Here is a 23759-nt window from a genome sequence, read left to right on the forward strand (position 1 = left end):
ACCTCGCGCAGCCAGAAGATGCCGTTGTACTCGATGCAGTCGACGTCGGACACCTCGGGCACCGGCACGCCGCAGTAGAGCAGCGCGACGGTCGGCGTGCCCCACGCGGCGGTGCCCTGCGCGTCGGTGGTGCGCAACGGGTAGTCGCCGATCGCCTGCGGCTCGGGGTGGTAGAGCCGTGCGACGACGTCGGCGCACCCGGGATCGTTCGCGAACTCGGCGGCGGGGGACATCGCGACGGTCGCCGAGCACCCCGCGAGTCCCGTCGCGAGGGCGAGTGCGGCGAGTGCGGCCGGAAAGCGTCTCATCGCGTCCAGGCTAGCCTGGCGGGATGACTGGGCTCGGCGAGACGGCGGTCGACACCGCCGGCGGGACGCTGGGCGAGCTGGGGGAGGCCGCGGTGCTCGCGCGCATCTTCCCGCGCCTGCCCGACTCGGCCTCCACCCTCGTCGGCCCGGGCGACGACGCCGCCGTGCTCGCCGCCCCCGACGGACGTTTCGTGGTCACGACCGACACCATGATCCACGGACCCGACTTCCGCCTGGCGTGGTCGACGCCGCACGACCTCGGCTGGAAAGCGGCAGCGACCAACCTCGCCGACGTCGCCGCGATGGGCGCCGTGCCGACCGCACTCGTCGTCGCGGTCGCGGCCCCGCCGTCGACGGAGGTCGGCCTGCTCGAGGGTCTCGCCGACGGGCTGCGCGACGCGTGCCACGCACTCGCCCCGGGCTGCGGTGTCGTGGGCGGCGACCTCTCGTCGTCGGCGACGCTCATGATCGCGGTGACGGCGTTCGGCGACCTCCAGGGTCGGGATGCCGTGCTGCGTTCCGGCGCACGCCCCGGAGACGTCGTGGCGGTCTCCGGTGCGCTCGACCTCGCCGCCGAAGGTCTCGAGTTGCTCTTCACCCGGGCGGTCGACGCCGCCGGGATGCCGGACGCCGCGCTCGGTGCGCGGGTACGGGCCGAGCATCCGGCCGCGGTGGAGGCGCAACTCGCGCCGTCGCCGCCGCTCCTCGACGGGGTGGCCGCGGCGCTCGGCGGTGCGACGGCGATGCTCGACGTGAGCGACGGCCTCGCGATCGACGCGCGACGCATCGCGGCCGCGTCGGGCGTGCGGCTCGACCTCGACTCGGCGGCCGTGGGCTCGCCGCTCGCCCTCACCGGCGGTGAGGCGCACGCGCTGCTCGCGACGTTCCCCGCGGAATCCGCCGCCGCCCTGCCCGGGGGATTCCGGGTGATCGGGCGCGTCGTGGCAGGGGAGGGCCTGTCGGTCGACGGTCGCTCCTACGACGCGCGCGGCGGGTGGGACCCCTACCGCGACGGCGAGCGCTGACCCGGCGAAAGGTAGAACACGGCGGTCTCGCCGTAGTCCTTCCGCCGGTCGAGCTCGAGCCCCTCGGGCCACTCCGGGGCGGCATCGCGGGCGGAGCGCTCGACGACGACGACGGCGTCCTCGGTCAGGAGCGGCACGAGCGCCTCGAGGTTGTGCCGCAGCTCCGCGCCGCCCAGATCGTACGGCGGGTCGAGGAAGACGACATCCCACGCCGCCTGCGGCTCGCGGGAGGCGCCGCCGAGGAACGACTGCACGGGCTGCGACGACACGACGATGTCCGGGGCCTCGCCGCGGGGCGCGGCCTTCCGCACGCGGGTCGCGTTGTCGTTCGTGACGCGGTGGGCCCCCGTCGCCTTGTCGACGAGGGTGACGTGCGCGGCGCCGCGCGAGACGGCCTCGAGCCCGAGCGCCCCCGAGCCGGCGTAGAGGTCGAGCACGCGCGCTCCCGGCAGCACCCCGCGCGCATCGAGCGCGGAGAAGATCGCCTCGCGCACGCGGTCACTCGTCGGGCGCGTGCCGACCGGCGGCACCGCGAGCCGGAGCGAGCCGGCGAACCCCGAGATGATGCGCGTCACGCCTCCCATCCAACCGCAGAGGCCGCACTACGATCGGCACGTGGCGACGCGCGAACCCGGGGTGGTCAACAACGCGGTCTACGTCGACGGCACGCGCCTCGCCGCACCGGCGACACTCGCGGAGACGTTCTCCCTGCTCGCCGACAACCCCGGAGCGCTCGCCTGGATCGGGCTCTACCGCCCGGAGAGCACCCTCTTGGCCGAGCTCGCCGAGCAGTTCGGCCTGCACGAGCTCGCGGTCGAGGATGCCGTCGTCGCCCACCAGCGCCCCAAGCTGGAGCGTTACGGCGACACCCTCTTCCTCGTGTTGCGCGCCGCGCACTACGAAGACGACGCCGAACGCGTGCTGTTCGGCGAGCTGCACGTCTTCGCGGGCGCCGACTTCGTCATCACGGTGCGGCACAGCGAAGGCCCCGACCTGTCGATCGTGCGCACCCACATGGAGGCGACTCCCGAGGCGCTCCACGGCGGCCCGGAGGCGGTGCTCTACGCGATCATCGACGCGGTCGTCGACGGCTACAAGCCGGTCATCGAGGGTCTCGCGAACGACATCGACGAGATCGAGACGCAGGTGTTCGACGGCGACCCGAAGGTGTCGCGGCGCATCTACCAGCTCAACCGCGAAGTCATCGAGTTCCAGCGTGCCGTGGTGCCGCTCGGCGACATCCTGGCGCAGTTCGCGGCGGGCTTCGCCGACGGGCACGTCGACGACCACCTCGAACCGGTGCTGCGCGACATCGCCGACCACGTCACTCAGGCGACCGAGAAGATCGAGGAGTTCCGCGTGCTGCTGCGCGACATCCTCGCCGTCAACACCTCCCTCGTCGGACAGCGCCAGAACGACGAGGCGCGGCTGCTCTCCGAGGCGAGCAACGCGCAGGCCGAGCAGACCCGCCGCATCTCGGGGTGGGCCGCCATCCTGTTCGCGCCGTCGCTCATCGGCTCGATCTACGGGATGAACTTCGACTTCATGCCCGAGCTGCACCAGAGCTGGGGTTACCCGGCCGCCCTCGGGGCGATGCTGGCGTCGAGCCTCGTGCTCTACATCGTGTTCAAGAAGCGCGGCTGGCTGTAGTCGCCGATCGCTAGCCTGGAGAGATGCCCGGACCACTCGACACGCGTCTGCTGACGGCGCTCGGTGCGCGCGTCGCGCCGATGTTCGAGAAGGCGTTCGGGCTCGAGACCGTCGGCGACCTGCTCGCCCATTACCCCCGCCGGTACGCCGTGCGCGGTGACCTCACGCCGCTCGACGAACTCCGCATAGGCGATACGGTCGTCGTCGTCGCGGAGGTGCGCAGCATCACCTCGCGGCCCATGCGTCAGCGCCACGGCGAGCTCATCGAAGTCGTCATCACCGACGGCACGGGAACCCTGCAGCTGACGTTCTTCAGCCGGAAGGCCACGTACGGGCTCAAGCCCGGGATGCGCGGCATCTTCGCCGGCAAGGTGGGGATGTACCGCAGCACCCGGCAGCTCGCGCATCCCGCCTACGAGGCGTTCCCCGACGACCTCGACGCGGACTCCGAGGAGGCACGGGCCTGGGCCGAGGCGCCCATGCCGATCTACCCGGCGACGTCGTCGCTCGACGGCACGAAGATCCGCGGAGTGATCCAGGCGCAGGTCGACGCGCTGCCGCCGCTCGACGACCCGGTGCCCGACGAGGTGCGGGCAGCGCGTGGTCTGCTCGACTTCCGCGACGCGCTGCGCGGCATCCATCACCCGCGCGTCGAGGCCGACTGGCGGGCGGCGCAGGAGACGCTGCGGTTCCACGAGGCGCTCATCCTGCAGGCGTCGCTGCTGCGGCAGCGCGTGCAGTACCGGTCGCGGCGCACGGCCGAGCGACGCCCCGGCAAGCTCTCCGCGGAGTTCGCCGAGCGGATGCCGTTCACCCTCACCGACGACCAGCGCACGGTCGGCGCGGCGATCGAGGCCGACCTCGCGTCGGGCATCCCGATGAACCGGCTCGTGCAGGGCGAGGTCGGCTCGGGCAAGACGCTCGTCGCGCTGCGGGCGATGCTCGCCGTCGCCGACTCGGGCGGACAGTCGGCGTTCCTCGCCCCGACCGAGGTGCTCGCCGGGCAGCATCTGCGCTCGATCGTGCAGACCCTCGGGCCCGACCTCGCCGCGCGGCTGCGGCCCACCCTCATCACGGGTCAGCTCCCCGTCGCCGACCGACGGAAGGCGCTGCTCGCGTCGGCGTCGGGCGGCGCGTCGATCGTCGTCGGCACGCACGCGCTTCTCGGCGACCAGGTGCAGTTCGCCGACCTCGGACTCGTCGTCGTCGACGAGCAGCACCGCTTCGGTGTCGACCAGCGCGAGGCTCTGCGGCTCAAGGGGGAGTCTCCGCACGTGCTCGTGCTCACGGCGACGCCGATCCCGCGCACCGTCGCGATGACGGTGTTCGGCGACCTCGACGTCTCGACGATCGCCCAGCTGCCGGCCGGGCGGTCGCCCATCACGTCGCACGTCGTCGGGCTGTCCGAGCATCCCGGCTGGATCGCGCGCGTGTGGGAGCGTCTCGCGGAGGAGCTCGAGAAGGGCCACCAGGGCTTCGTCGTCTGTCCCGCGATCGACGCCAAGACCCTCGAGGAGGCCGACCCGGACGCCGAGGTGCCCGACGAGGGCGCGCCCCCGCCGGCCGCGGTGCTGAGCGTGATCGAGGAACTGCGCCGGCATCCCCGCCTGAAGGAGAAGCGCCTCGAGGTGCTGCACGGCCGGATGAGCGCCGAGGAGAAGGACTCCACGATGCGTGCGTTCTCCGCGGGCGACATCGACGTGCTCGTCGCCACGACGGTGATCGAGGTGGGTGTCGACGTGCCCAACGCGTCGACCATGGTCGTGCTCGACGCCGACCGCTTCGGCATCGCGCAACTGCATCAGCTGCGCGGCCGCGTCGGCCGGGGGAGCGTGCCGGGGCTGTGCCTCTTCGTCACGCACGCCGACCCCGTCTCGCTCGCCCGGGACCGGGTGGATGCCGTCGCCGCCACCACCGACGGGTTCGAGCTCGCGCAGGCCGACCTCGAGCTGCGCCGCGAAGGAGACGTGCTCGGCGAGTCGCAGTCTGGGGGACGCTCGTCGCTCAAACTGCTGCGGGTCTCGCGCGACGGGAAGCTCATCGAAGATGCCCGCGAGGTGGCCGAGAAGATTCTCGACGGCGACCCGGGGCTGCGGCTGCACGAGGCGCTCCGCGAGGCGATCGAGCGACGGCTCGACGAGACCGAGCGGGCCTTCCTGGGAAAGAGTTGAGCGCCGCGGTCAGAGCTCGCGTCACATCACGAAACGGTCACATCGCTCGGCTAGGGTGGGCCTCGTGAGCCGGATCGCTGTCGTCCCGGGGTCGTTCGATCCGGTGACCCTCGGACATCTCGACGTCATCGGACGCGCCGCCGGGCTGTTCGACGAGCTGCACGTGCTCGTCGTGCACAACCCCGACAAGTCGGCGCTCCTGCCGATCGCGCAGCGCGTGTCGCTCATCCAGGACGCGGTGAAGGATGCCGGCCTGCCCGACAACATCCGCGTCACCTCGTGGAGCATGGGGCTGCTCGTCGACTACTGCACCGATGTCGGCGCCAGCGTGCTCGTGAAAGGCATCCGCTCGCAGGTCGACGTGGCCTATGAGACGCCGATGGCGATCGTGAACCGCAACCTCGCGGGGGTCGAGACGATCTTCCTGCTGCCCGACCCCGCCCACGCGCACGTGTCGAGCTCGCTCGTGCGGCAGGTCGCGGGCCTCGGCGGCGACGTCGCGCCGTATGTGCCGAAGGTCGTGGCCGACTTCCTCCAGTCGTCGCGGGTCTGACCTGATCCCGCGGTTCGTCGGGGTCTTCGCGGTCCGCCCGCTTGATCGCGAGATCGGACGCCTCGCCGTCCCGGCGCTGGGGGCGCTCGTCGCGGAACCGCTCTTCCTCGCCACCGACACGGCGCTCGTCGGCCACCTCGGCGCCGAGTCGCTCGCCGGGCTCGGCATCGCGAGCACCGTGCTCGCGACCGCGATCGGGCTGCTCGTGTTCCTCGCGTACGCGACGACGCCGACGGTCGCGCGGCGGCTCGGCGCCGGCGACCTCCCGGGTGCCGTGCGGGCGGGCATCGACGGACTCTGGCTCGCGGCCGGCATCGGCGTCGTGCTCGCCGTCGTCGGGGTGCCCTCGGCGCCCGCGCTCGTCGCGGCGTTCGGCCCGACACCCGCCGTCGCCGCGCAGGGCGTGACGTATCTCGCGATCTCGGCGGGCGGCGTCCCGGCGATGCTCGTCGTGATCGCGGCGACGGGGCTGTTCCGGGGGCTGCAGGACACCCGGACGCCGCTCGTGATCGCCGTCGTCGGGTTCGCCGCGAACGCCGCGCTCAATGTCGTGCTGATCTACCCCGCGGGTCTCGGCATCGCCGGGTCGGCGCTCGGCACCGTCATCGCCCAGTTCGGGATGGCGACGGCGAGCGTCGCGATCGCGGTGCGTCACGCGCGACGGTTGGGGGTGCCGCTCCGCCCGGGGCTCGGCGGCGTCGCGGGCACGGCGCTCGCCGGCGGTTGGCTGCTGCTGCGCACGGTGTCGCTGCGGGTCGCGCTCGTCGCGACGACGGTCGCGGCGACCGCGGCGGGCACGGTGCCGCTCGCGGCGACGCAGGTGCTGTTGACGCTGTACTTCACGGTGGCGCTCGTGCTCGACGCGTTCGCGATCGCGGGGCAGGCGCTCGTCGGGCACGGGCTCGGAGCGTCGGACGCCGAACGGGTGCGCGCGGTGCTGCGGCGGCTGCTGCTCTGGGGGCTCGTCACGTCGGTCGGGCTCGGCGTGCTGCTCGCGGCGACGAGTCCGGTGATCGGGCACGTGTTCACGTCTGACGACGAGGCGGGGGTGGCGATCGCGGAGGCGATCGGTGCCGGGGTGCTCGTGATCGCCGCCTCGCTGCCGATCGGTGCCGTCGTGTTCGTGCTCGACGGCATCCTCATCGGGGCCGGGGACGGGCGCTATCTGGCCTGGACCGGCATCATCAACCTCGTCGTGTACCTGCCGCTGCTGTGGGTCGCCACTCGGCTCGCGACCGACGTCGTCGGGGCGGTGGTCGGCATCCAGCTCGCGTTCTGCGTCGGGTATCTCGCGGCGCGCGCGGTGACGCTCTCGCTGCGAGCCCGCGGCACGCGGTGGATGCGCGTCGGGGCGGCCTGAGCCCGGTCGAGCTAGTCTCCTCGCATGGGTGTACGTGCTCAGTGGAACGACAAGGCCGTCTTCTCGGATTGCCCGACGTGTCAGCACCTCGGTCCTCACGTGCCGGACGACCTCGGGATGCTCACGTGCGACGTGTGCGGCACGACGTTCGCCGCGGCGGATGCGCAGACGGCCGGGGAGGGCGCCACCTACGTCGATGTGCGACCCGACGAGGCGATCACCGCCTCGTGGGTGCCGCAGCTTCCGGACGGCGTGCGCGACGGCGGTTGACCTCGGTCGGAGACCGGCCGCCCGCCCGGATCGCGAGAAGGCAGACTCCTCCCGCGCTCCGGGCTCACCGCGTTCGAAGCCTCTCGGTCGATCGCTGCCGCACGGGGTTCTTCGTCAGCAACCTGATCACCCGCACCCCGTCGGTCATGATCCACCCGTCGAGGTGTCGACCCGGTGGACCGTCGATCGACCACCCACCGTTGTGCAGGAGCATGTGGTGATGTCGACAGAGCAGGATGCCGTTCGAGGTGTCGGTCGGTCCGCCGTGTGACCAGTGCTGCCGATGATGGGCTTCGGTCATCGAGGGCGGCCGATCGCATCCTTCGACGGCGCACCCTCCCCAGATCGCGGCGAGTTCGAGCCGCTGACGTTCGCTGAACAGCCGCTGGGTGTGCCCGAGGTTGCTGCTGCCGTCGGGCTCGAACACGATCGGCTGGTAGCCGTCGGCGCAGGCGAGGCGCCGGGCCGTCGCGACCGACACGGAGGTCGTCTGCCCCTCGATCCACGCGGAACCGTCGCCGGCGGCGAGGTCGCGCGCGTCGACGTGCACGAGAACGGCGGGCCGGCGTCGGAACAGTCGCTGCGGATCGGCCGACGTCGCGACTCGCACGAGGTCGACGAGCGCATCGACGGTGAGCTGCTCGTAGGTGCGGGGATCCTTCTCGAGGGCCTCCGCACGGGCGGCCTCGTCGGCGTCGACGAACCGCGGCCCGCCGCGGCGTGGCGCGAGCAACTGGTGGATCGGGTCGAAGACGAGCGCCTTCGTCTCGGGGTCGAGTTCACCCCGCACGCCCCACATCCCCGTGGGGAGCTGCGTGACGCGCAGCCAGCGCTTCTCGCGTAACTGCTCTTCGCGCGTGCCGACCCCGAGCGGGTCGAGGTCGTCGCGCAGTTCCCGCGCGCGGCGCGCGACCTTCTCGGGCGGCAGTGTCGCCGCCTCCTCGATCAAACGGTGGGCGGCATCCTGCAGGTCGTCGGCCGCGACGTGCGCGGTCGGCGTGCCCAGCCCTGAGCGGATCGCCGCCGCGGCACCGACCGAGACCGCACCCGACGCCACCGCCGACGCAACCTCGGCGAGCCACGGCTCCGCGCCGTCGAGCATCCCGCCGACCGTCACGAGTTGCCGAGCCTCCACGCCCGACAGCCCCGTGAGCTGCGTGACGAAGACGTCGGACGTGCGCGCTCCGCTCGACTGCGCGAGCCCCGCGTTGCCCAGATCGCGCGTCGACCGCCGCTCGACTTCGCCCGACAGCGCGGCCAATACGGCATCCACCTTCTTGCGCGCGTCGGCGCACTGGCGGAGAGCATCCTGGAGCTCGGCGTCGGAGGCGCGCGGCAGCGACGAGAGGTCGGGGACCTCGATCACCGCCGTCGCGAGCGCGCTCATGCCGAACACCTTTCGAGAACAAAAGTACGAATCGTTGGCACGAGCTAGACACATTCTAGCGAACACACATTCCCACCGCAACGGATATCCCCAGGGCAGAATGGAGGGATGAGCCTCACCCTCGGATACAAGGCCAGCGCGGAGCAGTTCGACCCCCGCGAGTTGGTCGAGATCGCGGTCGCGGCCGAGCAGCACGGGATGGAGAGCGTCGCCGTGAGCGATCACTTTCAGCCCTGGCGGCACGAGGGTGGGCACGCGCCGTTCTCGCTCACCTGGATGGCGGCGGTGGGGGAGCGCACGAGCAAGATCCGCATCGGCACGTCGGTGATGACGCCGACCTTCCGCTACAACCCCGCCGTGATCGCTCAGGCGTTCGCGACGATGGGGGTGCTGTATCCCGATCGCATCTTCCTCGGCGTCGGCACCGGCGAGGCGCTCAACGAGGTCGCCACCGGCGCGCTCGGAGCCGAAGAGGGGGCGTGGCCCGAGTTCAAGGAACGCTTCGGTCGCCTCCGCGAAGCCGTCGACCTCATGCGCCAGCTGTGGACCGAGGAGCGCGTCAACTTCCGCGGCGAGTACTACGAGACCCACGACGCGAACATCTACGACCGCCCCGAGCTGCCGATCCCCGTGTACATCGCCGCGGGCGGGCCGCTCGTGGCCCGGTACGCGGGGCGCGCGGGCGATGGCTTTATCTGCACGTCCGGCAAGGGCATGGGCCTCTACACCGACGAGCTCATCCCGGCCGTGAAGGAGGGCATCGAGAAGTCGGGCCGCCGCTACGCTGACATCGACCGGATGATCGAGATCAAGATCTCCTACGACACGGATGCCGCCACCGCTCTCGAGAACACCCGCTTCTGGGCGCCGCTCGCTTTGAGCAAGGAGCAGAAGCACGACATCACCGATCCGGTCGAGATGGAGAAGGCGGCGGATGCCCTCCCGATCGAGCAGATCGCCTCGCGTTGGATCGTCGGCAGCGACCCCGACGCCGTCGTCGCCGACGTCAAGAAGTACGTCGATGCCGGCTTCACCCACCTCGTCTTCCACGCCCCCGGCCACGACCAGCGCCGCTTCCTGCAGCTCTTCGAGAGCGACCTCGCCCCCCGCCTGCGCGCCCTCTCGGCGGTCGAGTAGCAGTCGGTGGTCGAGTAGCGACCGAAGGGAGCGTGTCGAGACCCATGCGCGACATCACGGAGCGTCAGCGGGGCAAGTGGGAGAAGAACGCCTCGCGCTACGACACCGCGATGAGCGGCACGGAGCGCGGACTCCTCGCGGGGAGCCGGGAGTGGATCGGCGACCGGGCGTTCGGTCGGGTGCTCGAGGTCGCGATCGGCACGGGCCGGAGCCTCGAGTTCTACCCGGCGGGCACGTCGATCGTCGGGATCGACTTCAGCCCCGCGATGCTCGACCTGGCCCGTCGCCACGCGGCCGAGGTGGGTGTCGACGTCGAGCTCCGTGAGGGTGACGCCCACGAGCTGCCCTTCGCCGACGCCTCCTTCGACACCGTGGTCTGCGCGCTCGGGCTCTGCTCGATCCCGCGCCCGGCCGACGCGCTCGCGGAGATGCGGCGAGTACTCGTGCCGGGCGGCCGGCTCCTGCTCCTCGATCACATCGGCAGCACGTGGCCGCCGATCTTCGCGGCGCAGTGGCTCGTCGAGCGGGTCACGATCCTCACGTCGGGGGAGCACTTCACCCGACGGCAACTGCCGCTCGTCCGCGCCGCAGGCTTCGAGCTCGTCGAGTCCGAGCGACTCAAGGCCGGAGTGATCGAGCGCCTCCACGCGCGGAAGCCCCTCGCGGGTTGAGTGCCCGCGCAGCGGGTGTATCGAAACCGCATCAGCGCAAGCCGCGGGTTGAGTAGCGCCCGGCTCCGCCGGACGCGTATCGAAACCCACCCGAGTAACCTCACGCCCATGCGCGATCCGATCACCCCACAGCAGTTCCACGACGCCGACGGCATCGACGACTGGCGCGTCGTCACCGGTGGGGCCTCCGCGGTCTACCGCACGGCATCCCTTACTCAAGGCGCCGACTTCGCCTCCCGCATCGCGACGATCGCCGACGACCTCGACCATCACCCCGACATCGACCTGCGCGCCCGCCGGGTGGCTCTCCGCACGACGACGCACTCCGAGAAGTCGCTGACCGAACTCGACGTGCTGCTGGCCCAGCGCATCCAGCTCATCGCCCGCGAGCTCGCCCTCGAACCCGACCCGGCGGCGGTGCAGACGGTGTTTCTCGCGATCGACGCACCCGACAACTTCGAGCCGGTGCGCGACTTCTGGCAGGCCGCCCTCGGCTACCGGCAGCGCCGCGGGCACGAACTCGTCGACCCCCTGCGCCGCGGACCGCTCGTGTGGTTCAACGACAAGCAGCACCGCGCCGACCATGGCCGCCTCCACGTCGACATCTCGATCGCCCACGACGTCGCCGAGTCCAGGGTGCAGTCGGTACTGGATGCCGGGGGCCGGCTGCTGGGCGACAGGCACGCGCCGGCGTGGTGGTCGATGATTGACGCCGACGGGAACGTGGCGGACATCGCGACCTGGCAGGGTCGCTAGCCGATCGGGGCTGCGTACTCCCAGATGTGCCCGTCGGGATCCTCGAACGCGGCGGTGCGCACACCCCACGGGCGGTCCTGCGGGCCATTGAGCACCTCGACGCCCGCCGCCGTGAGCGACGCGACCGCGGCATCCACGTCGTCGACCGTCAGCGTGTACTGGGCGCGGGCGCCGGCATCCCGATCGCCCACCGAGACGGGGGCGATGAGGTCGTGCGCCTCGTCGACCTGGAGGAGATTGATGAGGACGCCGTCGAAGGAGAAGACGACGGAGACGTCGTCGGACCAGTGCTCGGCGAGGCCGAAGGCGCGGGCGTACCACTCGCGGGCGACCGCGATGTCGTCGACGAAGAGGGTCACGTAGGTGAGGGTGGGCATGACGTCACGGTACTCGGGGGTCTCGACACGCGGGCTTCGCCCGCTCCTCGACCACCGAGGCGGGTCTCGACACGCGGGCTTCGACCGCTCCTCGACCACCGAGTGAGCGGGGCGCTCTTCGAACCGCGAAACTAGAGCCATGACCCGGGCTGTCGTCGGCTATGCCGCGATGTTGGAGCAGTTCGCACCGAACGAGGTGCTCGAACTCGCGACGACCGCCGAGAAGCACGGGTTCGACGGCGTGATGGCGGCCGACCACTTCCAGCCGTGGACGCCGCAGCAGGGGCAGGCGAGCTTCGTCTGGAACATCCTCAGCGCCCTCGGCCAGCTCACCACCGGCGCCCTCGGCACCGTCAGCACCCCCACCTACCGCGCGCATCCCGCGGTCGTCGCCCAAGCGAGCGCGACTCTCGAAGCCATGTACCCCGGCCGGCACTGGCTGGGGCTCGGCAGCGGCGAGGCGCTCAACGAGCACGTCGTCGGGCAGTACTGGCCCGACGCCCCCGAGCGGATCGACCGGATGTTCGAGGCGCTCGACATCATCCGCAAGCTCTTCGTGAGCGGCGCGACCGGCAAAGACACTCGCCACGAAGGCCGCTACTACCGCCTCGAATCCACACGGCTGTGGACCGCCCCCGCCACGCCGCCGCCGATCTACGTCGCGGCATCCGGACCCGTCACCGCGAAGCGCGCCGGCCGCGTCGCCGACGGGATCATCACCGAGACGGCGCCGCATGAGAAGCTCGCCGCACTCTTCCAGCGCTTCGACGAGGGCGCGAAGGAGAACGGCCGCAAGTCGGGCGAGCGCATCCTCCGGGTGCACGTGAGCTGGGCACCGACGCACGAGGAGGCCACCGCGAACGCCCTCGCCGAGTGGCCGACGCTCGGGCTCAAGTTCCCGAAGGCCGACATCCGCTCGCCGTTCGAGATCGAGCAGATGGCACGGATGGTGCGTGCCGAGCACTTCGAGGGGCGACTTCTCATCTCAGAAGACCCCGACCGCCACCGGGAGTACCTTCAGGGCTTCCTCGACCTCGGGGTCGACCGCATCCATCTGCACAACGTCGGACGCAACCAGGCCGAGTTCCTCGAGGTGTTCGGCCGCGACGTGCTGCCGGGGCTCACCCGATGACCCGCCTGAGCATCTGGGCGATCGAGGGGCTGCCCGAATTCCGCCCCGGCGACGACGTCGCGCAGGCGATCGGGGATGCCGTGGCCGGCGACCTCGAGGACGGCGACATCCTCGCGGTCACCTCGAAGATCCTCAGCAAGGCGGAGGGGCGCATCGTGCGGGCCGACGACCGTGAGGACGCGATCACCGCCGAGACCGTGCGGGTGGTCGCGACGCGCGGGCAGACCCGCATCGTGCAGAACGCGTGGGGGCAGGTGATGGCGGCGGCGGGTGTCGACTCGAGCAACACCGCCGACGGCACGGTGCTGCTGCTGCCCGCCGATCCGGATGCCTCCGCCCGCCGGATCTGCGAGGCGCTGAGAAGCCGCTTCGGCATCCGCGTCGGCGTTCTCGTGACCGACACTTTCGGACGCCCGTGGCGCGAAGGGCAGACCGATGTCGCGATCGGGGCGGCGGGTGTGAAGGTGCTCGACGACCTGCGCGGGTCGCGGGATGCCGGCGGCCGCGAGCTGCACGTCACCCAGCCGGCCGTGGGCGACGAGCTCGCCGCCGCCGCCGACCTCGCGAAGGGGAAGGTGAACGGCACCCCGGTCGCGGTGATCCGGGGCCTGGGGCAGTACATCACCGATGACCTCGACCCCGCGGGGGCGCAGCCCCTGCTCCGGGATGCGGCGCACGACATGTTCCGCGTCGGGTCGACGGAGGCGTGGGATGAGGGGTATCGGGCGGGTCTCAGCGCCCGCCACCCGTGAACGGGGCCCGCGCACGGTGGTGCGGATCGGTGGCGAGCCTCGTCGCGGAGCAACGCGCTCCGACCTGTTCTGCGAGCGGTGAGACGTCTTCGCGGCTCCGGACACTACTTCCGTGATGGGAGCGCTGAGTTCTGCGCCCCTCCGATGCAGCGCCAATTAATTGAGAGGTCCTCATTGATGCCGACTGGGCCTGGGCAAGCGGCCGACCTACAGTCGTGCCGAGCCCGCTGCGCGGCGCTCTTTGAATGAGGAAGGATCAGCCATGTTCAAGAAGCTCTCAGCTCGTGCCCGCAACCGCGACGGGAGGACCCCCGTCGGCGCCGGTCGGACCGTCGCGAACTTACGGAGACCACTACGTGCAGGCGCCGGAGCGGCTCTACTCCTAGTCAGCTCCGTCTACGCCGCGCCGGCCTCGGCGCAAGATGTCGAGGCCGGGCCTGCGGCCGTGGAAGCCGCTCTTTCAGCGGTCGGTGCTCTAAGCCCGCAGGGCCACGCGCAGGGCGTCGACGGCGGTGAGAGCGACGTCGCAGAGCCGGCGGGGCTCTCACCGGAGGGCATCACCATCGAGTCCAGTTCGGGGACGTTCAGAATGGCCCCGATCTCGAACGGCGACGCAACACCACTGAGTTCGGGCGCCATCATGTTCGGACACACAAGCGACTCCGCGTTCGTGATCACCTCGTCGGATCACGGCGCGAACGCCGGCTATTCCGTGCTCCTGGGCCCGGATGCCCCGAGCGAGTACAGCTACGAGCTCTATGTGAACGGCGTCCCCGCGTCCCTTGAACGGACTGAAGGGGGAGGCATCGCCGTTCTCGACTCTGCTGGGGATGTCGTGAACCTGCTCGCGCCGGCATGGGCGAAGGACGCGACGGGATCGGAAGTCCCGACCGAGTACAGGATCAATGGCAACACCGTGACGCAGGTGGTGCATCACGGCGGAAGCGCCGCGTATCCGGTCGTCGCTGACCCACGGCTGCAATGTGACGGCCTCTGGTGCACGGTTGAGCTCACGCGAGCGGAGACTGCCGCGGTTGCGGACAATGCCCTGAACGCCGGCATCCTCTGCACATTCATCCCAGCAGGAGGCGCGGCGGCCTGCGCGGCAGTTGTCATCGGAGCTTGGGCGCACGCGAACATTGCTCGCGCGAATGGGCTGTGCACCGGGTACCGCGTGTGGCAGGCGAACTTGGTCTCCTTCGCCCACCTCGCTTACGTCTCGTGCTACGCGTAGCGGATCGGGTCACGCCATGGAAAGTCCAAACAACAACAGCAGCTCTGGTGTCGTCACGCGCGGCTGGTTTGCCGTCGCGTACTGGATACTGGTCGCCGTCGGCGTCATCGCCGTCGCGCTCGCGTTCACGATCGGAACGGCCGAGCAACGGATTGTGACAGGAGCGATCGTCATGACGGGCGTCGTGTTGCTGACGGTTGCGCGTCTGGTGATCGCACGTCGACGGAAAAACGGGTAAGCCAGTTTGTGGCGATGCCGACACGGAGCGGGAAGCCAGCTGCCCCGAGCAGTTGGCTCTCCCGCTCCGCGCATCCGTGATCGGGCTTCGACACACCCGCTGCGCGGGCACTCGAGCCGCGCCGGGGCAGATTCTCAGCAGACACATCGGCGACGCAATGGCAGACTCTCCGGATGAGTGACTTCTCCGGATCAGGGACCGGAACGCACACGGAAGCGTCGATGTCGACGGCCGAGTTCCTCCTGGATGCCCGCGCGGTGATCGCCGCGATCGAGACCGTGATCGACGGCAAGCGCCCCGTGATCGAGACCGCCGTCACGGTTCTGCTCGCCGAAGGTCACCTCCTCATGGAGGACGTGCCGGGTGTCGGCAAGACGATGCTGGCCCGCGCGCTCGCCCGCAGCGTCGACTGTTCGGTGAGCCGCATCCAGTTCACCCCCGACCTGCTGCCGGCCGACATCACGGGCGTGAGCATCTACAACCAGGCGGAGCGCGAGTTCGAGTTCAAGCCCGGCCCGGTGTTCGCGAACATCCTCATCGGCGACGAGATCAACCGCGCCTCCCCGAAGACCCAGAGCGCCCTGCTCGAGAGCATGGAGGAGCGGCAGGTCACGGTGGATGGCGCCAGTTACGCGCTGCCCGATCCCTTCACCGTCATCGCGACGCAGAACCCGATCGAGATGGAGGGCACCTACGCCCTCCCCGAGGCTCAGCGCGACCGGTTCACCGCGCGCATCTCGATGGGCTACCCCGATCTCGCGGCCGAGGCGGCGATGTTGCGCACGCGCGAGACCGAGAACCCGCTCGACGCGCTCGCGCCGGTCGTGACGCTCGAGCGGCTGAGGCGCATGATCGCCACCGTGCGCACCGTCTTCGTGAGCCCTGCGGTCGAGCAGTACGCCGTCGCGATCGCCGCCGCGACCCGCACCGACCGCGAACTGCGTCTCGGCGCGAGCCCCCGCGCGACGCTTCAGCTCGTGCGCGCGAGCAAGGCCCGTGCCGCGCTCGACGGCCGCGACTTCGTGCTGCCCGACGACATCGACGCGCTCGCCGTGCCGGTGCTCGCCCACCGCCTCATCCCGTCGCGCTCGGGGGCGAGCGGTGCGCTCGGGGGCGAGGCGCTCGCCGACATCACGTCGCGCATCGTCGCCGCGACCCCGGTGCCGCTCGGCGCCTCGGGCGCGGTCTAGGCACCCCGATGGCGGGTTCTGCGCGTCGAGCGGCGGAGCAACCGCCGGCGGGGCGACCGCAGGCGGGGCAACCCGGGATGCGGGCGCTGCGCCGCACGCGCTCGATCCGGCCGACCTGGCGCGCGTTCACCGCGCTGCTCATCGGCGTGCTGTCGATCTTCCTCGCCTACGGGCTCGGACGTCGCGAGTACCTCGTCGCAGCGTGCTTCGCGCTGCTGCTGCCGATTCTGGGGCTGCTCTTCGTGCGGCTGCGACGTCCGAAGCTCGTGGTGAGCCGGCTCTTCTCCCCGCCGGTCGTCGCGGTCGGCGGCGTCGTGCAGGTGACGCTGCGCATCTCGAACGCCGGCGCCGCGCCGAGCACCCCGCTCATTTGGGACGACGCCCTCCCGTGGTTCGAGCCGTCGGCGGCGACGCGCGAGCTGCCCTCCGTCGCGGTCGGCCGCACCCGGCAGCGCACCGTGACCTACGACCTCCACCCGCCGCGTCGCGGGCTCTACGCGATCGGACCGTTCGTCGCCGAGCACGAGGATCCCTTCGGCTTCGCCACGTCGACGGTCGCGATCGGCACGCCCGAACGGCTCGTCGTCGTGCCGGCGGTGTCGTCGCTCTCCGACGGCGGTCCGTCGCTCGCCGACGGCGAGGGTGAGGCGCACCTCGTGCAGCGTCGGGTGCTCGGCAGCGACGACGACCTCACGACGCGCGAGTATCGCATCGGCGACGCCCTCCGCCGCGTGCACTGGCGCGCGTCGGCGAAGCACGGGCAGCTCATGGTGCGCCAAGAGGAGCACCGCAGCCATCCGGATGCCCGCATCCTCGTCGACACCCGTCGTCGCGGGTATCCCGACGCCGAGAGCGACACCGGGATGTCGTGGTCGGCCGACTGGAAGAGCGACGCGTTCGAATGGGTCGTCAGGATGGTCGGCTCCCTGGGTCTGCACCTCGAGCAGGCCGGCTTCAGGGTGGCGATCGAGGAGACCGCGCGGCCGCAGATCGAGGCGATCGGCGACCGCTGGGAGGGACGTCGCGCGGAGGGCTTCCTCACGAGCCTCGCCGGCGTGCAGCTGCTCGACCGCACGGTCGACGAGCTCGCCGCGCTCTCGCCCGCAGACGGCTCGGGTCCGGTGTTCGCGATCCTCGGCGACCCCGAAGACGCGACGGTCGACTGGATGATCAAGCGCCGCGTCAACGGCGAGTCGGGGTATGCGTTCCTCGTCTACCCGCGTCCCGGCGTCGTGCAGCGGCTGCGTGACGCGGGTTGGGCGGTCGTCACCGCGACCGACCTCGACGACCCGGGTGACGCCTGGCGCGCCGCCGCCAACGAGACGGGCTACGTGCGTGGTTGACACCCTCGGTGGTCGAGTAGCGGCGAAGCCGCGTGCCGAGGCCCCACCCCCCACCCCGCCCACGTCCTCCCTGCGCCGCCCCTCCGCGCGCGGCGCGGGCCTCGGCGACCCCGCCCGCACGTGGCTGCGCCTGTTCCTCTTCACCGCGGCGATCCTCGTCTCGTTCGCCGGCCTGCACGTGACCCTCCAGGACTGGTGGTGGTTCTTCGCGATCGCGACGGTCGTCATCGTCCCCGTACTCGCTGTCGGCATCGCCGCACAGCTCGCCCGCCGCGCCTGGCAGCCCGCGCTGGCCGGCGTCGTCGCCGCACTCGTGACGCTGACCTTCGGGTTCGCGCGCGAGCTCTCGTGGTTCGGCGTCATCCCGAACATCGACACCGTCGTGCGTTTCGTCGACCTCGTGAACGACGGCAGCCGCAGCATCTCGAGTCAGCGGATGCCGGCGGTCGCGGGGGAGGGGATCCTCTTCCTGCTCGCCATCCTCGCCGTCGTCGCTGTCGTGGTCGTCGCACCGGCGCTCGACCGCGTTCCGGCGATCTCCGCGGTGCCCCTCCTGGTGGTGCTGGATGTGCCGGTCGCCATCCGTGCGGGCGTCGCCGAGCCGGTGTGGTTCGTGCTCGCCGCGCTCCTCTACCTCGCCCTGCTGCGGGTGGGGCGGCGCAGCACCCCGATCGGCGGAGTCGCCGTGATCGCCGCCGCGACGGTGATCGGATCGCTCGTGCTTCCCGCCGCCTTCCCGCCCGCGCGGCAGCCGGTGCGCGACGGCGGCACCGCCCTCGGAACGGGCCTCAACCCGATCATCAACCTCGGCGACGATCTGCGGCGCGACGTCGTCGTCGAGGCGCTCACCTACTCCACCGATGCGCCCGGCGGTGGCGTCTACCTGCGTCTCGCGACGCTCGACAGGTTCACCGGGCTGAGCTGGGAGCCCGACGCGTCGGGCATCGAGCCGACGTTCGACGTCGCGGAGTTCCCGACGGCGCCCGGACTCGACGACGCCGTGCCGCGCGTGCAGTACTCGGTCGACATCGACGTCGAGGAGGTCACGGGTCGTTGGCTTCCGGTGCCGTATCCCGCCGTCTCGATCGAGGGTCTCGAGGGCATCTGGAACTGGGAGCCCGACGGTCTCGCGGTGCGCAGCGGCGGCGCCGACGTGGGGGGTCAGAGCTACACGGTCGACTTCCTCGACGTCGAGCCCGACCGTGAGCAGCTGCTCGCCGACCTCGAACCCGACATCGGGTCGCGCTACCTCGACCTGCCCGACGATCTCCCGGCGATCATCCCCGACACCGCCGAGCAGGTCGCCGGCACGGGCACGGCGTACGAGCAGGCGATCGCGCTGCAGGACTACTTCACCGGCACCGACTTCCTCTACTCGCTCGACGCCCCCGTCGAAGGCGACTTCGACGGCACCGGCATCGGGGTGATCGCGCAGTTCCTCGAGGTGAAGGAGGGCTACTGCGTGCACTACGCCTCGGCGATGGCGGTGCTCGCGCGCACCCTCGACATCCCGTCTCGGGTCGTCGTCGGATTCCAGCCGGGCGAGCCCAACGCGGCGGGCGACGAGTTCACGGTGACCTCGGGCGACCTGCACGCCTGGCCTGAGCTCTACTTCGAAGACATCGGCTGGCTGCGCTTCGAGCCCACCCCGGGCCGCGGTGCGCCGCCCGGCTACTCGTCGATCGACGCGGTCGACGACCCGGAGACTCCGGAATTCGAGGGCGTGAACCCGTCCGCTGCCCCCGTTCCGGCGAACACCGCCGCACCGTCGCTGCCGCCCGAGGAGGAGGTCGTGACGCCCGAGGTGCCCGTGTCGCAGCCGGTGGATCCGGTGCCGATCGTGCTCGCGGTGCTGCTCGTCGTGCTGCTCATCGCCCTGCTGCCGGCGCTGGCCCGCGCCGTCGTGCGAGCACGGCGACTGCGGCGTGTGCGACTCGACGGGGACGCCGACGCCGCCTGGGCCGAGGTGCGCGACACGGCGCACGACCACGACTGGGTCGCCCCCGACACCGAGACCCCGCGGCAGCTGGGTGAGCGACTCGCGATCGTCGTCGGGTCGGATACCGTGGCCCGTCTCCGTGGGGGAGTCGAGGCCGCCGCCTACGACCGCCCCGGGCGCGCCCCCATGGAGCCTGCGGATGTCGTCGCCCTCCGCCGCGCGATCGCCTCGGCCGCCACCCTCCGCGTGCGCTTCCGCGCCACGTTCCTCCCGCCGTCCCTCCTCGACCGCCTCGGCGTCGGTCGCCGCTCCGACCCCGCGGGTTGAGTGCCGCCGCCGGCGGTGTATCGAAACCGCACAGCGCGAAGCTCGCGGGTTGAGTAGCGCGCCGCCCCAGCGGCACGCGTATCGAAACCCAACACGACGAGCAACTCAACGGGAGGGTTTCGATACGCGACCGCGCTGCGCGCGGGCGCTACTCAACCCGCAAGGGTGAACTCAGTACCCGGTGTGCGCGTAGATGAGGTCGTCGAGCTGCCCTCGCAGCTCCGACAGCGCCGCCGCGCGATCCTCGGGCGTCACGTCGCGTCGCCCCCCGTGGGCCGCCGCTGTCGCCGCCTGCACCTCGGCCAACGCGAGGTCGCGCGCGGCGTCGAGCAGCATCCCGACTTGGCTCTCGTCGGCGGCCACCTCGCGCAGCTTCTCAGCCACCTCGACGAGCACCTTCCGCCGCCTCTTGAGCTGACGCCGGTCGCCCGCGCGGAAGTCGGACGGATGCCGCGCGAGGCCCATGCGTCCGCGGGCGGTGTCGATCTGCTGGGAGACGCGGGCGGCATCCGCATCGTTCTCGGCGGCGAGCAGTCCGAGCTCGAGCGCCGACGCGGCGAGCAGCCGCTCGCGGTCGTAGTCGACGCGATCCCGGAGCGCCCGCACGATCACGTGGTTCTTGATGGCCTGACGTGCGGCGGAGAGGGCGACGAGCACCCCGTCGGCGACCATGTCGTCCCGCTTCGGTCTGCGCCTCATCGCTCGTACACATCCCGCCGATGGCCGAGCGCGACGACGACGATCAGCAGCAGGTCATCCTGAATCGTGTACAGGATGCGGTAATCGCCGACCCGCACGCGGAAGCCCTCGCGACCTTGGAGGGCTCGTGCGCCCGGCGGTCTCGGGTCGCGAGCGAGCAGCGCGATGGCGCCATGGATGCGGGCGCGGTCGTTCGGATGGACCCTGCGGAGAGCCTTGAGGGCAGCGGGGCGCACCTCGATGCGGTAGTTCACGACCAGCCGAGGTCGGCCTTCACCTGATCCCACGGGATGTTGTCGCCCTCATCGGCGAGCGACTCATCGAAGGCGGCGAGGTCTTCGGCGTCTTCGAGCGCGGCCAGCATCCGCTCGTACCGCGCGGGGCTCACGACGACCGCCTGAAGTGTCCCGCGACGCTCGAGGAAGACAGCTTCCGCCTGCGCGGCCTCGATCACCTCGGGCAGCCGACTGCGGGCATCCGTGACGTTCACCGTGGACATGGCCCAAGTGTACATCTCACGACACGAAATGTACGGCTTCCGTCGCCGGTGGAAGAGCACCCGCCAGACGCGGACGCGGCTCGAAGCCCCCAGGATGTAGACATGAGCATCTGGTTCGGCCCTCCCACCCTCGACCACGCGGTCGCGAACTCGGCGGGGACGGCGATCACGACCCTCGGCATCGAGTTCACCGAGATCACCGACGACGCGCTCCTCGGACGGATGCCCGTCGACGACCGCACCCGCCAGCCGGGAGGAGTTCTGCACGGTGGAGCGTCGGTGCTCTTCGCCGAGACCCTCGCCTCGTGGGCGGCGACGCTCGCGGTCGACACCTCGAAGTTCCACTGCGTCGGGATGGAGATCAACGCCAACCACCTGCGACCCGTCGCGTCGGGGTGGGTCTACGGCGAGGCGCGGCCGATCGCGCGGGGTCGTACGACGCACGTCTGGGAGGTGCGGATCACCAACGAGGACGGGAAGCTCGTGTGTATCTCGCGGTGCACGATGGCTGTGCTCGGCGAGCCCTCGAAGTACTGATCGTCGCGAGGGCCGAGACGCCTGTTCCATCGCATGCCGCCAGTCTTAGGCTCGCGGAATGACGACTCTTGCCGCGGTGCTGCCGGATCTTGCCGAGAGAAGCACGGTTCTGCTGGTGCTGGCGGAGTTGGGCTTCACGCATGTCGAGCTCGCGAATGTGTCCGACGCGACAGAGATCTACTTCTTCGCACGTCAGGCAGAACTCGACCGGATCGGCCCGAAGATCGCCAACCGTGCAATCTCTCACGCACTTCCGCATCGCAAGACGTACATCGGGGTCAAACCTCGGGACGTTCCCGCCACCCCGCTAGACATCGGGAACGGTGCATCACCTTCGAGGTAGGACGCCGCAGTTGCAGAACGTCGCCGGAGGACGCGACATTGTACAACTAACCCGACAAAACTCTCACCCGAGCGCGAGCAGCGGGTCGCCGGTGACGGGGTTGGTCGTCCAGGCGGCGCGCACGCCGTAGACCTCCCGGACCAACTCGGGCGTCAGCACGTCGGCGGTCGGGCCCGACGCCACGACAGCACCTGCCGAGAGCACGACGACGTGCGACGCGTGAGCGGCGGCGAGGGCGAGGTCGTGCATCGCCGCGAGCACCGTCACCCCCTCCGACGCGAGCCGCGCGAGCAGTCGCAGCACGTCGAGTTGGGCGGCGATGTCGAGGTGGTTCATCGGCTCGTCGAGCAGCAGCAGCCGGGGCTCCTGCGCGAGGGCGCGGGCGAGCAGCACGCGCTGACGCTCGCCGCCCGAGAGCGTCGGCAGGGCGCGGTCGGCGAACGGGAGGGCGCCGGCATCCGTCATCGCCGTCGTCACGAGATCGTCGGCGGAGGGGTCGCGGCCGCCGAGCGGGGACTCGTGCGGGGTGCGGCCGAGGCCGGCGACGGCGCGGCCGGTGAGGGGGAGCTCGGTCGTCGCGTCCTGCTCGACGAGGGCGACGCGGCGGGCGCGTTCGCGGCGGGGGAGCGCGAGCAGGTCGTCGCCGTCGAACAGCACCTCTCCGGCATCCGGTCGAGGGATGCCGGAGAGCGCGCGCAGGAGGGTCGACTTGCCGGCGCCGTTGGGTCCGAGCAGGGCGGTCACCGCACCCGCGGGAGCGTCGAAGGTGGCGGCATCCACCAGGGCGCGGTCGCCGACCCGCACCGTCACCCCCGTCACCGACAAGCTCATGCCTCGCTCCTCCGCCGCACGAGGAGAGCCGCGAACACGGGTGCCCCGATGATCGCCGTCACGATGCCGACGGGAAGCTCGCGCGGCTCGAACACCGTGCGGGCGAGGGTGTCGGCCCACACCAGGAAGACGGCGCCCGTGAGCGCCGACAGCGGCAGCAGCGCGCGATGCCCCGGACCGACGAGCAGCCGCACGGCGTGGGGGAGGACGAGGCCGACGAAGCCGATCGACCCCGACACGGCGACGAGCGCTCCCGTGAGCAGCGCGCCGGCGCCGAGCAGACCCCAGCGCACGCCCTGCACCGGGATGCCGAGACTCGCCGCGGTCGTGTCGCCGAGGGCGAAGGCATCCAGCACCCGTCCCGTGAGCGCGAGCGGGATGCCGAGCACGATGAACGCTCCGCCCGCGATCGCGACCGCCTCCCAGCGGGCGCCTGCGAGCGACCCGAGCAGCCACGAGAGCACCTCGCGGTAGGAGTCGCCCTGCGCCGTCCAGAAGATGACGAACGACGTGATCGCGGCGGCGAGCGACGACACGGCGACGCCCGCGAGCACCGTGCGGGTGGGGGTGATGCGGCCGAACGCACCCGCGAGGGCGAGGGTCGCGGCGAGGGCGGCGAGGGCTCCGACGAACGCGGCGACCGGCAGGATCACCGCGGCCCCGAGCAGCAGCACCGTCACCGCGCCGAGCGACGCGCCCGACGAGATGCCGAGCAGGTAGGGGTCGGCGAGCTGGTTGCGGGTGAGCGCCTGCATGATGCCGCCGACGAGGGCGAGGCCCGCGCCGACCGCGGCGGCGGTGATGATGCGCGGCACCCGCAGCTCCCAGACGATCCCGTCGCGCAACGGGGTCAGCGGGCTCGACCCGCCCGTCAGGTGCGCGCCGATCGAGCCCGCGACCTCGTCGAGACGCAGGTCGGCCGGCCCGATCGTCACCGCGAGCACGACGGATGCCGCGAGCGCGGCGGCGAGGATGACCCCCGCCGCCAGCGCCCCGGCCCGCGACCTCACGGGGGGTCGAGCTCCCGCAC

Annotated in this window: 27 protein-coding genes; 18 read left to right on the top strand and 9 right to left on the bottom strand. The window is 71.3% G+C overall.

Going from position 1 to position 23759, the window contains the following annotated elements; translation table 11 throughout:
- A partial coding sequence (locus ACO1X9_RS01425; RefSeq protein ID WP_486349050.1) for a DUF3515 family protein occupies positions 1 to 308 on the bottom strand: 308 nt, incomplete at its 3' end.
- Between the two features lie 23 nt (positions 309 to 331).
- Between ACO1X9_RS01425 and thiL the strand changes: the two genes are divergently transcribed.
- Complete coding sequence (gene thiL / locus ACO1X9_RS01430; RefSeq protein WP_486349051.1) at positions 332 to 1333, top strand: thiamine-phosphate kinase; 1002 nt, start codon at positions 332 to 334, stop codon at positions 1331 to 1333.
- Here thiL and rsmD read toward each other — a convergent pair.
- The gene (rsmD, locus tag ACO1X9_RS01435) at positions 1312 to 1908 is read right to left on the bottom strand and encodes a 16S rRNA (guanine(966)-N(2))-methyltransferase RsmD (protein WP_486349052.1); all 597 of its coding nucleotides are present in this window, start codon (positions 1906 to 1908) and stop codon (positions 1312 to 1314) included. The two genes, thiL and rsmD, sit on opposite strands and share 22 nt — an antisense overlap.
- A gap of 40 nt (positions 1909 to 1948) precedes the next feature.
- Between rsmD and ACO1X9_RS01440 the strand changes: the two genes are divergently transcribed.
- The 5 genes from ACO1X9_RS01440 to ACO1X9_RS01460 all read left to right on the top strand — a co-directional run bounded on the left by ACO1X9_RS01440 (position 1949) and on the right by ACO1X9_RS01460 (position 7337).
- Complete coding sequence (locus ACO1X9_RS01440) at positions 1949 to 2983, top strand: magnesium and cobalt transport protein CorA (RefSeq protein ID WP_486349053.1); 1035 nt, start codon at positions 1949 to 1951, stop codon at positions 2981 to 2983.
- Positions 2984 to 3006: 23 nt separating this feature from the next.
- Positions 3007 to 5154: an ATP-dependent DNA helicase RecG gene (locus ACO1X9_RS01445; protein ID WP_486349054.1), complete on the top strand. Its 2148-nt coding sequence runs from the start codon at positions 3007 to 3009 to the stop codon at positions 5152 to 5154.
- 64 nt (positions 5155 to 5218) lie between these two features.
- On the top strand, positions 5219 to 5707 hold the full coding sequence (coaD, locus tag ACO1X9_RS01450) for a pantetheine-phosphate adenylyltransferase (protein ID WP_486349055.1): 489 nt from the start codon (positions 5219 to 5221) through the stop codon (positions 5705 to 5707).
- Positions 5661 to 7067, top strand: a complete 1407-nt coding sequence (locus ACO1X9_RS01455; protein ID WP_486349056.1) for an MATE family efflux transporter — start codon at positions 5661 to 5663, stop codon at positions 7065 to 7067. The genes coaD and ACO1X9_RS01455 overlap by 47 nt, the downstream gene beginning before the upstream one ends.
- Positions 7068 to 7091: 24 nt before the next feature.
- On the top strand, positions 7092 to 7337 hold the full coding sequence (locus ACO1X9_RS01460; protein ID WP_486349057.1) for a hypothetical protein: 246 nt from the start codon (positions 7092 to 7094) through the stop codon (positions 7335 to 7337).
- 64 nt (positions 7338 to 7401) lie between these two features.
- Here ACO1X9_RS01460 and ACO1X9_RS01465 read toward each other — a convergent pair whose 3' ends face one another.
- Complete coding sequence (locus tag ACO1X9_RS01465; RefSeq protein WP_486349058.1) at positions 7402 to 8724, bottom strand: HNH endonuclease signature motif containing protein; 1323 nt, start codon at positions 8722 to 8724, stop codon at positions 7402 to 7404.
- Positions 8725 to 8832: 108 nt separating this feature from the next.
- Between ACO1X9_RS01465 and fgd the strand changes: the two genes are divergently transcribed.
- From fgd to ACO1X9_RS01480, 3 genes are all read left to right on the top strand, one after another.
- The gene (gene fgd / locus ACO1X9_RS01470; protein ID WP_486349059.1) at positions 8833 to 9861 is read left to right on the top strand and encodes a glucose-6-phosphate dehydrogenase (coenzyme-F420); all 1029 of its coding nucleotides are present in this window, start codon (positions 8833 to 8835) and stop codon (positions 9859 to 9861) included.
- Between the two features lie 44 nt (positions 9862 to 9905).
- Positions 9906 to 10532, top strand: a complete 627-nt coding sequence (locus ACO1X9_RS01475) for a class I SAM-dependent methyltransferase (protein ID WP_486349060.1) — start codon at positions 9906 to 9908, stop codon at positions 10530 to 10532.
- A 108-nt stretch (positions 10533 to 10640) separates the two neighbouring features.
- The gene (locus ACO1X9_RS01480) at positions 10641 to 11288 is read left to right on the top strand and encodes a 4a-hydroxytetrahydrobiopterin dehydratase (RefSeq protein ID WP_486349061.1); all 648 of its coding nucleotides are present in this window, start codon (positions 10641 to 10643) and stop codon (positions 11286 to 11288) included.
- Here the strand turns inward: ACO1X9_RS01480 and ACO1X9_RS01485 are convergent.
- Positions 11285 to 11665 carry a VOC family protein gene (locus tag ACO1X9_RS01485; protein WP_486349062.1) on the bottom strand — a complete coding sequence of 127 codons (381 nt, stop codon included), beginning with the start codon at positions 11663 to 11665 and terminating at the stop codon, positions 11285 to 11287. The genes ACO1X9_RS01480 and ACO1X9_RS01485 overlap by 4 nt on opposite strands.
- Positions 11666 to 11804: 139 nt before the next feature.
- Here ACO1X9_RS01485 and ACO1X9_RS01490 point away from each other — a divergent pair, with 139 nt between their 5' ends.
- The 7 genes from ACO1X9_RS01490 to ACO1X9_RS01520 all read left to right on the top strand — a co-directional run bounded on the left by ACO1X9_RS01490 (position 11805) and on the right by ACO1X9_RS01520 (position 19820).
- Positions 11805 to 12797, top strand: coding sequence for a TIGR03557 family F420-dependent LLM class oxidoreductase (locus ACO1X9_RS01490; protein ID WP_486349063.1), 993 nt, complete (start codon positions 11805 to 11807; stop codon positions 12795 to 12797).
- Positions 12794 to 13549: a coenzyme F420-0:L-glutamate ligase gene (locus tag ACO1X9_RS01495; RefSeq protein WP_486349064.1), complete on the top strand. Its 756-nt coding sequence runs from the start codon at positions 12794 to 12796 to the stop codon at positions 13547 to 13549. Before ACO1X9_RS01490 ends, ACO1X9_RS01495 begins: the two co-directional genes overlap by 4 nt.
- A 262-nt stretch (positions 13550 to 13811) precedes the next feature.
- The gene (locus ACO1X9_RS01500) at positions 13812 to 14783 is read left to right on the top strand and encodes a hypothetical protein (protein WP_486349065.1); all 972 of its coding nucleotides are present in this window, start codon (positions 13812 to 13814) and stop codon (positions 14781 to 14783) included.
- A 16-nt stretch (positions 14784 to 14799) separates the two neighbouring features.
- Positions 14800 to 15021: a hypothetical protein gene (locus ACO1X9_RS01505; RefSeq protein WP_486349066.1), complete on the top strand. Its 222-nt coding sequence runs from the start codon at positions 14800 to 14802 to the stop codon at positions 15019 to 15021.
- A 173-nt stretch (positions 15022 to 15194) separates the two neighbouring features.
- Positions 15195 to 16211, top strand: coding sequence for an AAA family ATPase (locus ACO1X9_RS01510; RefSeq protein ID WP_486349067.1), 1017 nt, complete (start codon positions 15195 to 15197; stop codon positions 16209 to 16211).
- A gap of 8 nt (positions 16212 to 16219) precedes the next feature.
- The gene (locus ACO1X9_RS01515; protein ID WP_486349068.1) at positions 16220 to 17554 is read left to right on the top strand and encodes a DUF58 domain-containing protein; all 1335 of its coding nucleotides are present in this window, start codon (positions 16220 to 16222) and stop codon (positions 17552 to 17554) included.
- On the top strand, positions 17547 to 19820 hold the full coding sequence (locus ACO1X9_RS01520) for a transglutaminase TgpA family protein (RefSeq protein WP_486349069.1): 2274 nt from the start codon (positions 17547 to 17549) through the stop codon (positions 19818 to 19820). Before ACO1X9_RS01515 ends, ACO1X9_RS01520 begins: the two co-directional genes overlap by 8 nt.
- Before the next feature lie 171 nt (positions 19821 to 19991).
- Here the strand turns inward: ACO1X9_RS01520 and ACO1X9_RS01525 are convergent, their stop codons facing one another.
- From ACO1X9_RS01525 to ACO1X9_RS01535, 3 genes are read right to left on the bottom strand one after another with little or no spacing between them, the layout of a single operon-like run.
- A complete protein-coding gene (locus ACO1X9_RS01525; protein ID WP_486349070.1) occupies positions 19992 to 20519 on the bottom strand; it encodes a hypothetical protein in 528 nt (175 codons plus the stop codon).
- Positions 20516 to 20773 carry a type II toxin-antitoxin system RelE family toxin gene (locus ACO1X9_RS01530; RefSeq protein ID WP_486349071.1) on the bottom strand — a complete coding sequence of 86 codons (258 nt, stop codon included), beginning with the start codon at positions 20771 to 20773 and terminating at the stop codon, positions 20516 to 20518. Before ACO1X9_RS01530 ends, ACO1X9_RS01525 begins: the two co-directional genes overlap by 4 nt.
- Positions 20770 to 21018 carry a type II toxin-antitoxin system Phd/YefM family antitoxin gene (locus ACO1X9_RS01535; protein WP_486349072.1) on the bottom strand — a complete coding sequence of 83 codons (249 nt, stop codon included), beginning with the start codon at positions 21016 to 21018 and terminating at the stop codon, positions 20770 to 20772. Before ACO1X9_RS01535 ends, ACO1X9_RS01530 begins: the two co-directional genes overlap by 4 nt.
- 102 nt (positions 21019 to 21120) lie before the next feature.
- Between ACO1X9_RS01535 and ACO1X9_RS01540 the strand changes: the two genes are divergently transcribed.
- Both ACO1X9_RS01540 and ACO1X9_RS01545 read left to right on the top strand, forming a co-directional pair.
- The gene (locus ACO1X9_RS01540) at positions 21121 to 21555 is read left to right on the top strand and encodes a PaaI family thioesterase (protein WP_486349073.1); all 435 of its coding nucleotides are present in this window, start codon (positions 21121 to 21123) and stop codon (positions 21553 to 21555) included.
- A gap of 58 nt (positions 21556 to 21613) precedes the next feature.
- Positions 21614 to 21898 carry a hypothetical protein gene (locus ACO1X9_RS01545; RefSeq protein WP_486349074.1) on the top strand — a complete coding sequence of 95 codons (285 nt, stop codon included), beginning with the start codon at positions 21614 to 21616 and terminating at the stop codon, positions 21896 to 21898.
- A 63-nt stretch (positions 21899 to 21961) separates the two neighbouring features.
- Here ACO1X9_RS01545 and ACO1X9_RS01550 read toward each other — a convergent pair whose 3' ends face one another.
- Together ACO1X9_RS01550 and ACO1X9_RS01555 are read right to left on the bottom strand one after the other, a co-directional pair.
- Complete coding sequence (locus ACO1X9_RS01550; RefSeq protein ID WP_486349075.1) at positions 21962 to 22729, bottom strand: ABC transporter ATP-binding protein; 768 nt, start codon at positions 22727 to 22729, stop codon at positions 21962 to 21964.
- The gene (locus ACO1X9_RS01555; RefSeq protein WP_486349076.1) at positions 22726 to 23739 is read right to left on the bottom strand and encodes a putative F420-0 ABC transporter permease subunit; all 1014 of its coding nucleotides are present in this window, start codon (positions 23737 to 23739) and stop codon (positions 22726 to 22728) included. Before ACO1X9_RS01555 ends, ACO1X9_RS01550 begins: the two co-directional genes overlap by 4 nt.
- Positions 23740 to 23759: the final 20 nt, after the last annotated feature.

Source organism: Pseudolysinimonas sp. (genome assembly GCF_057350545.1).

Excerpts from the sequence above, each read along its gene's own strand:
- ACO1X9_RS01495 (WP_486349064.1), top strand. The coding sequence starts at position 12,794 with ATGACCCGCCTGAGCATCTGGGCGATCGAGGGGCTGCCCGAATTCCGC.
- ACO1X9_RS01545 (WP_486349074.1), top strand. The coding sequence starts at position 21,614 with ATGACGACTCTTGCCGCGGTGCTGCCGGATCTTGCCGAGAGAAGCACG.
- ACO1X9_RS01480 (WP_486349061.1), top strand. The coding sequence starts at position 10,641 with ATGCGCGATCCGATCACCCCACAGCAGTTCCACGACGCCGACGGCATC.
- ACO1X9_RS01525 (WP_486349070.1), bottom strand. The coding sequence starts at position 20,519 with ATGAGGCGCAGACCGAAGCGGGACGACATGGTCGCCGACGGGGTGCTC.
- ACO1X9_RS01515 (WP_486349068.1), top strand. The coding sequence starts at position 16,220 with ATGGCGGGTTCTGCGCGTCGAGCGGCGGAGCAACCGCCGGCGGGGCGA.
- ACO1X9_RS01540 (WP_486349073.1), top strand. The coding sequence starts at position 21,121 with ATGAGCATCTGGTTCGGCCCTCCCACCCTCGACCACGCGGTCGCGAAC.
- fgd (WP_486349059.1), top strand. The coding sequence starts at position 8,833 with ATGAGCCTCACCCTCGGATACAAGGCCAGCGCGGAGCAGTTCGACCCC.
- ACO1X9_RS01460 (WP_486349057.1), top strand. The coding sequence starts at position 7,092 with ATGGGTGTACGTGCTCAGTGGAACGACAAGGCCGTCTTCTCGGATTGC.
- ACO1X9_RS01455 (WP_486349056.1), top strand. The coding sequence starts at position 5,661 with ATGTGCCGAAGGTCGTGGCCGACTTCCTCCAGTCGTCGCGGGTCTGAC.
- ACO1X9_RS01550 (WP_486349075.1), bottom strand. The coding sequence starts at position 22,729 with ATGAGCTTGTCGGTGACGGGGGTGACGGTGCGGGTCGGCGACCGCGCC.
- ACO1X9_RS01500 (WP_486349065.1), top strand. The coding sequence starts at position 13,812 with ATGTTCAAGAAGCTCTCAGCTCGTGCCCGCAACCGCGACGGGAGGACC.
- ACO1X9_RS01485 (WP_486349062.1), bottom strand. The coding sequence starts at position 11,665 with ATGCCCACCCTCACCTACGTGACCCTCTTCGTCGACGACATCGCGGTC.
- ACO1X9_RS01510 (WP_486349067.1), top strand. The coding sequence starts at position 15,195 with ATGAGTGACTTCTCCGGATCAGGGACCGGAACGCACACGGAAGCGTCG.
- ACO1X9_RS01535 (WP_486349072.1), bottom strand. The coding sequence starts at position 21,018 with ATGTCCACGGTGAACGTCACGGATGCCCGCAGTCGGCTGCCCGAGGTG.
- ACO1X9_RS01465 (WP_486349058.1), bottom strand. The coding sequence starts at position 8,724 with ATGAGCGCGCTCGCGACGGCGGTGATCGAGGTCCCCGACCTCTCGTCG.
- ACO1X9_RS01505 (WP_486349066.1), top strand. The coding sequence starts at position 14,800 with ATGGAAAGTCCAAACAACAACAGCAGCTCTGGTGTCGTCACGCGCGGC.
- ACO1X9_RS01445 (WP_486349054.1), top strand. The coding sequence starts at position 3,007 with ATGCCCGGACCACTCGACACGCGTCTGCTGACGGCGCTCGGTGCGCGC.
- thiL (WP_486349051.1), top strand. The coding sequence starts at position 332 with ATGACTGGGCTCGGCGAGACGGCGGTCGACACCGCCGGCGGGACGCTG.
- ACO1X9_RS01475 (WP_486349060.1), top strand. The coding sequence starts at position 9,906 with ATGCGCGACATCACGGAGCGTCAGCGGGGCAAGTGGGAGAAGAACGCC.
- ACO1X9_RS01490 (WP_486349063.1), top strand. The coding sequence starts at position 11,805 with ATGACCCGGGCTGTCGTCGGCTATGCCGCGATGTTGGAGCAGTTCGCA.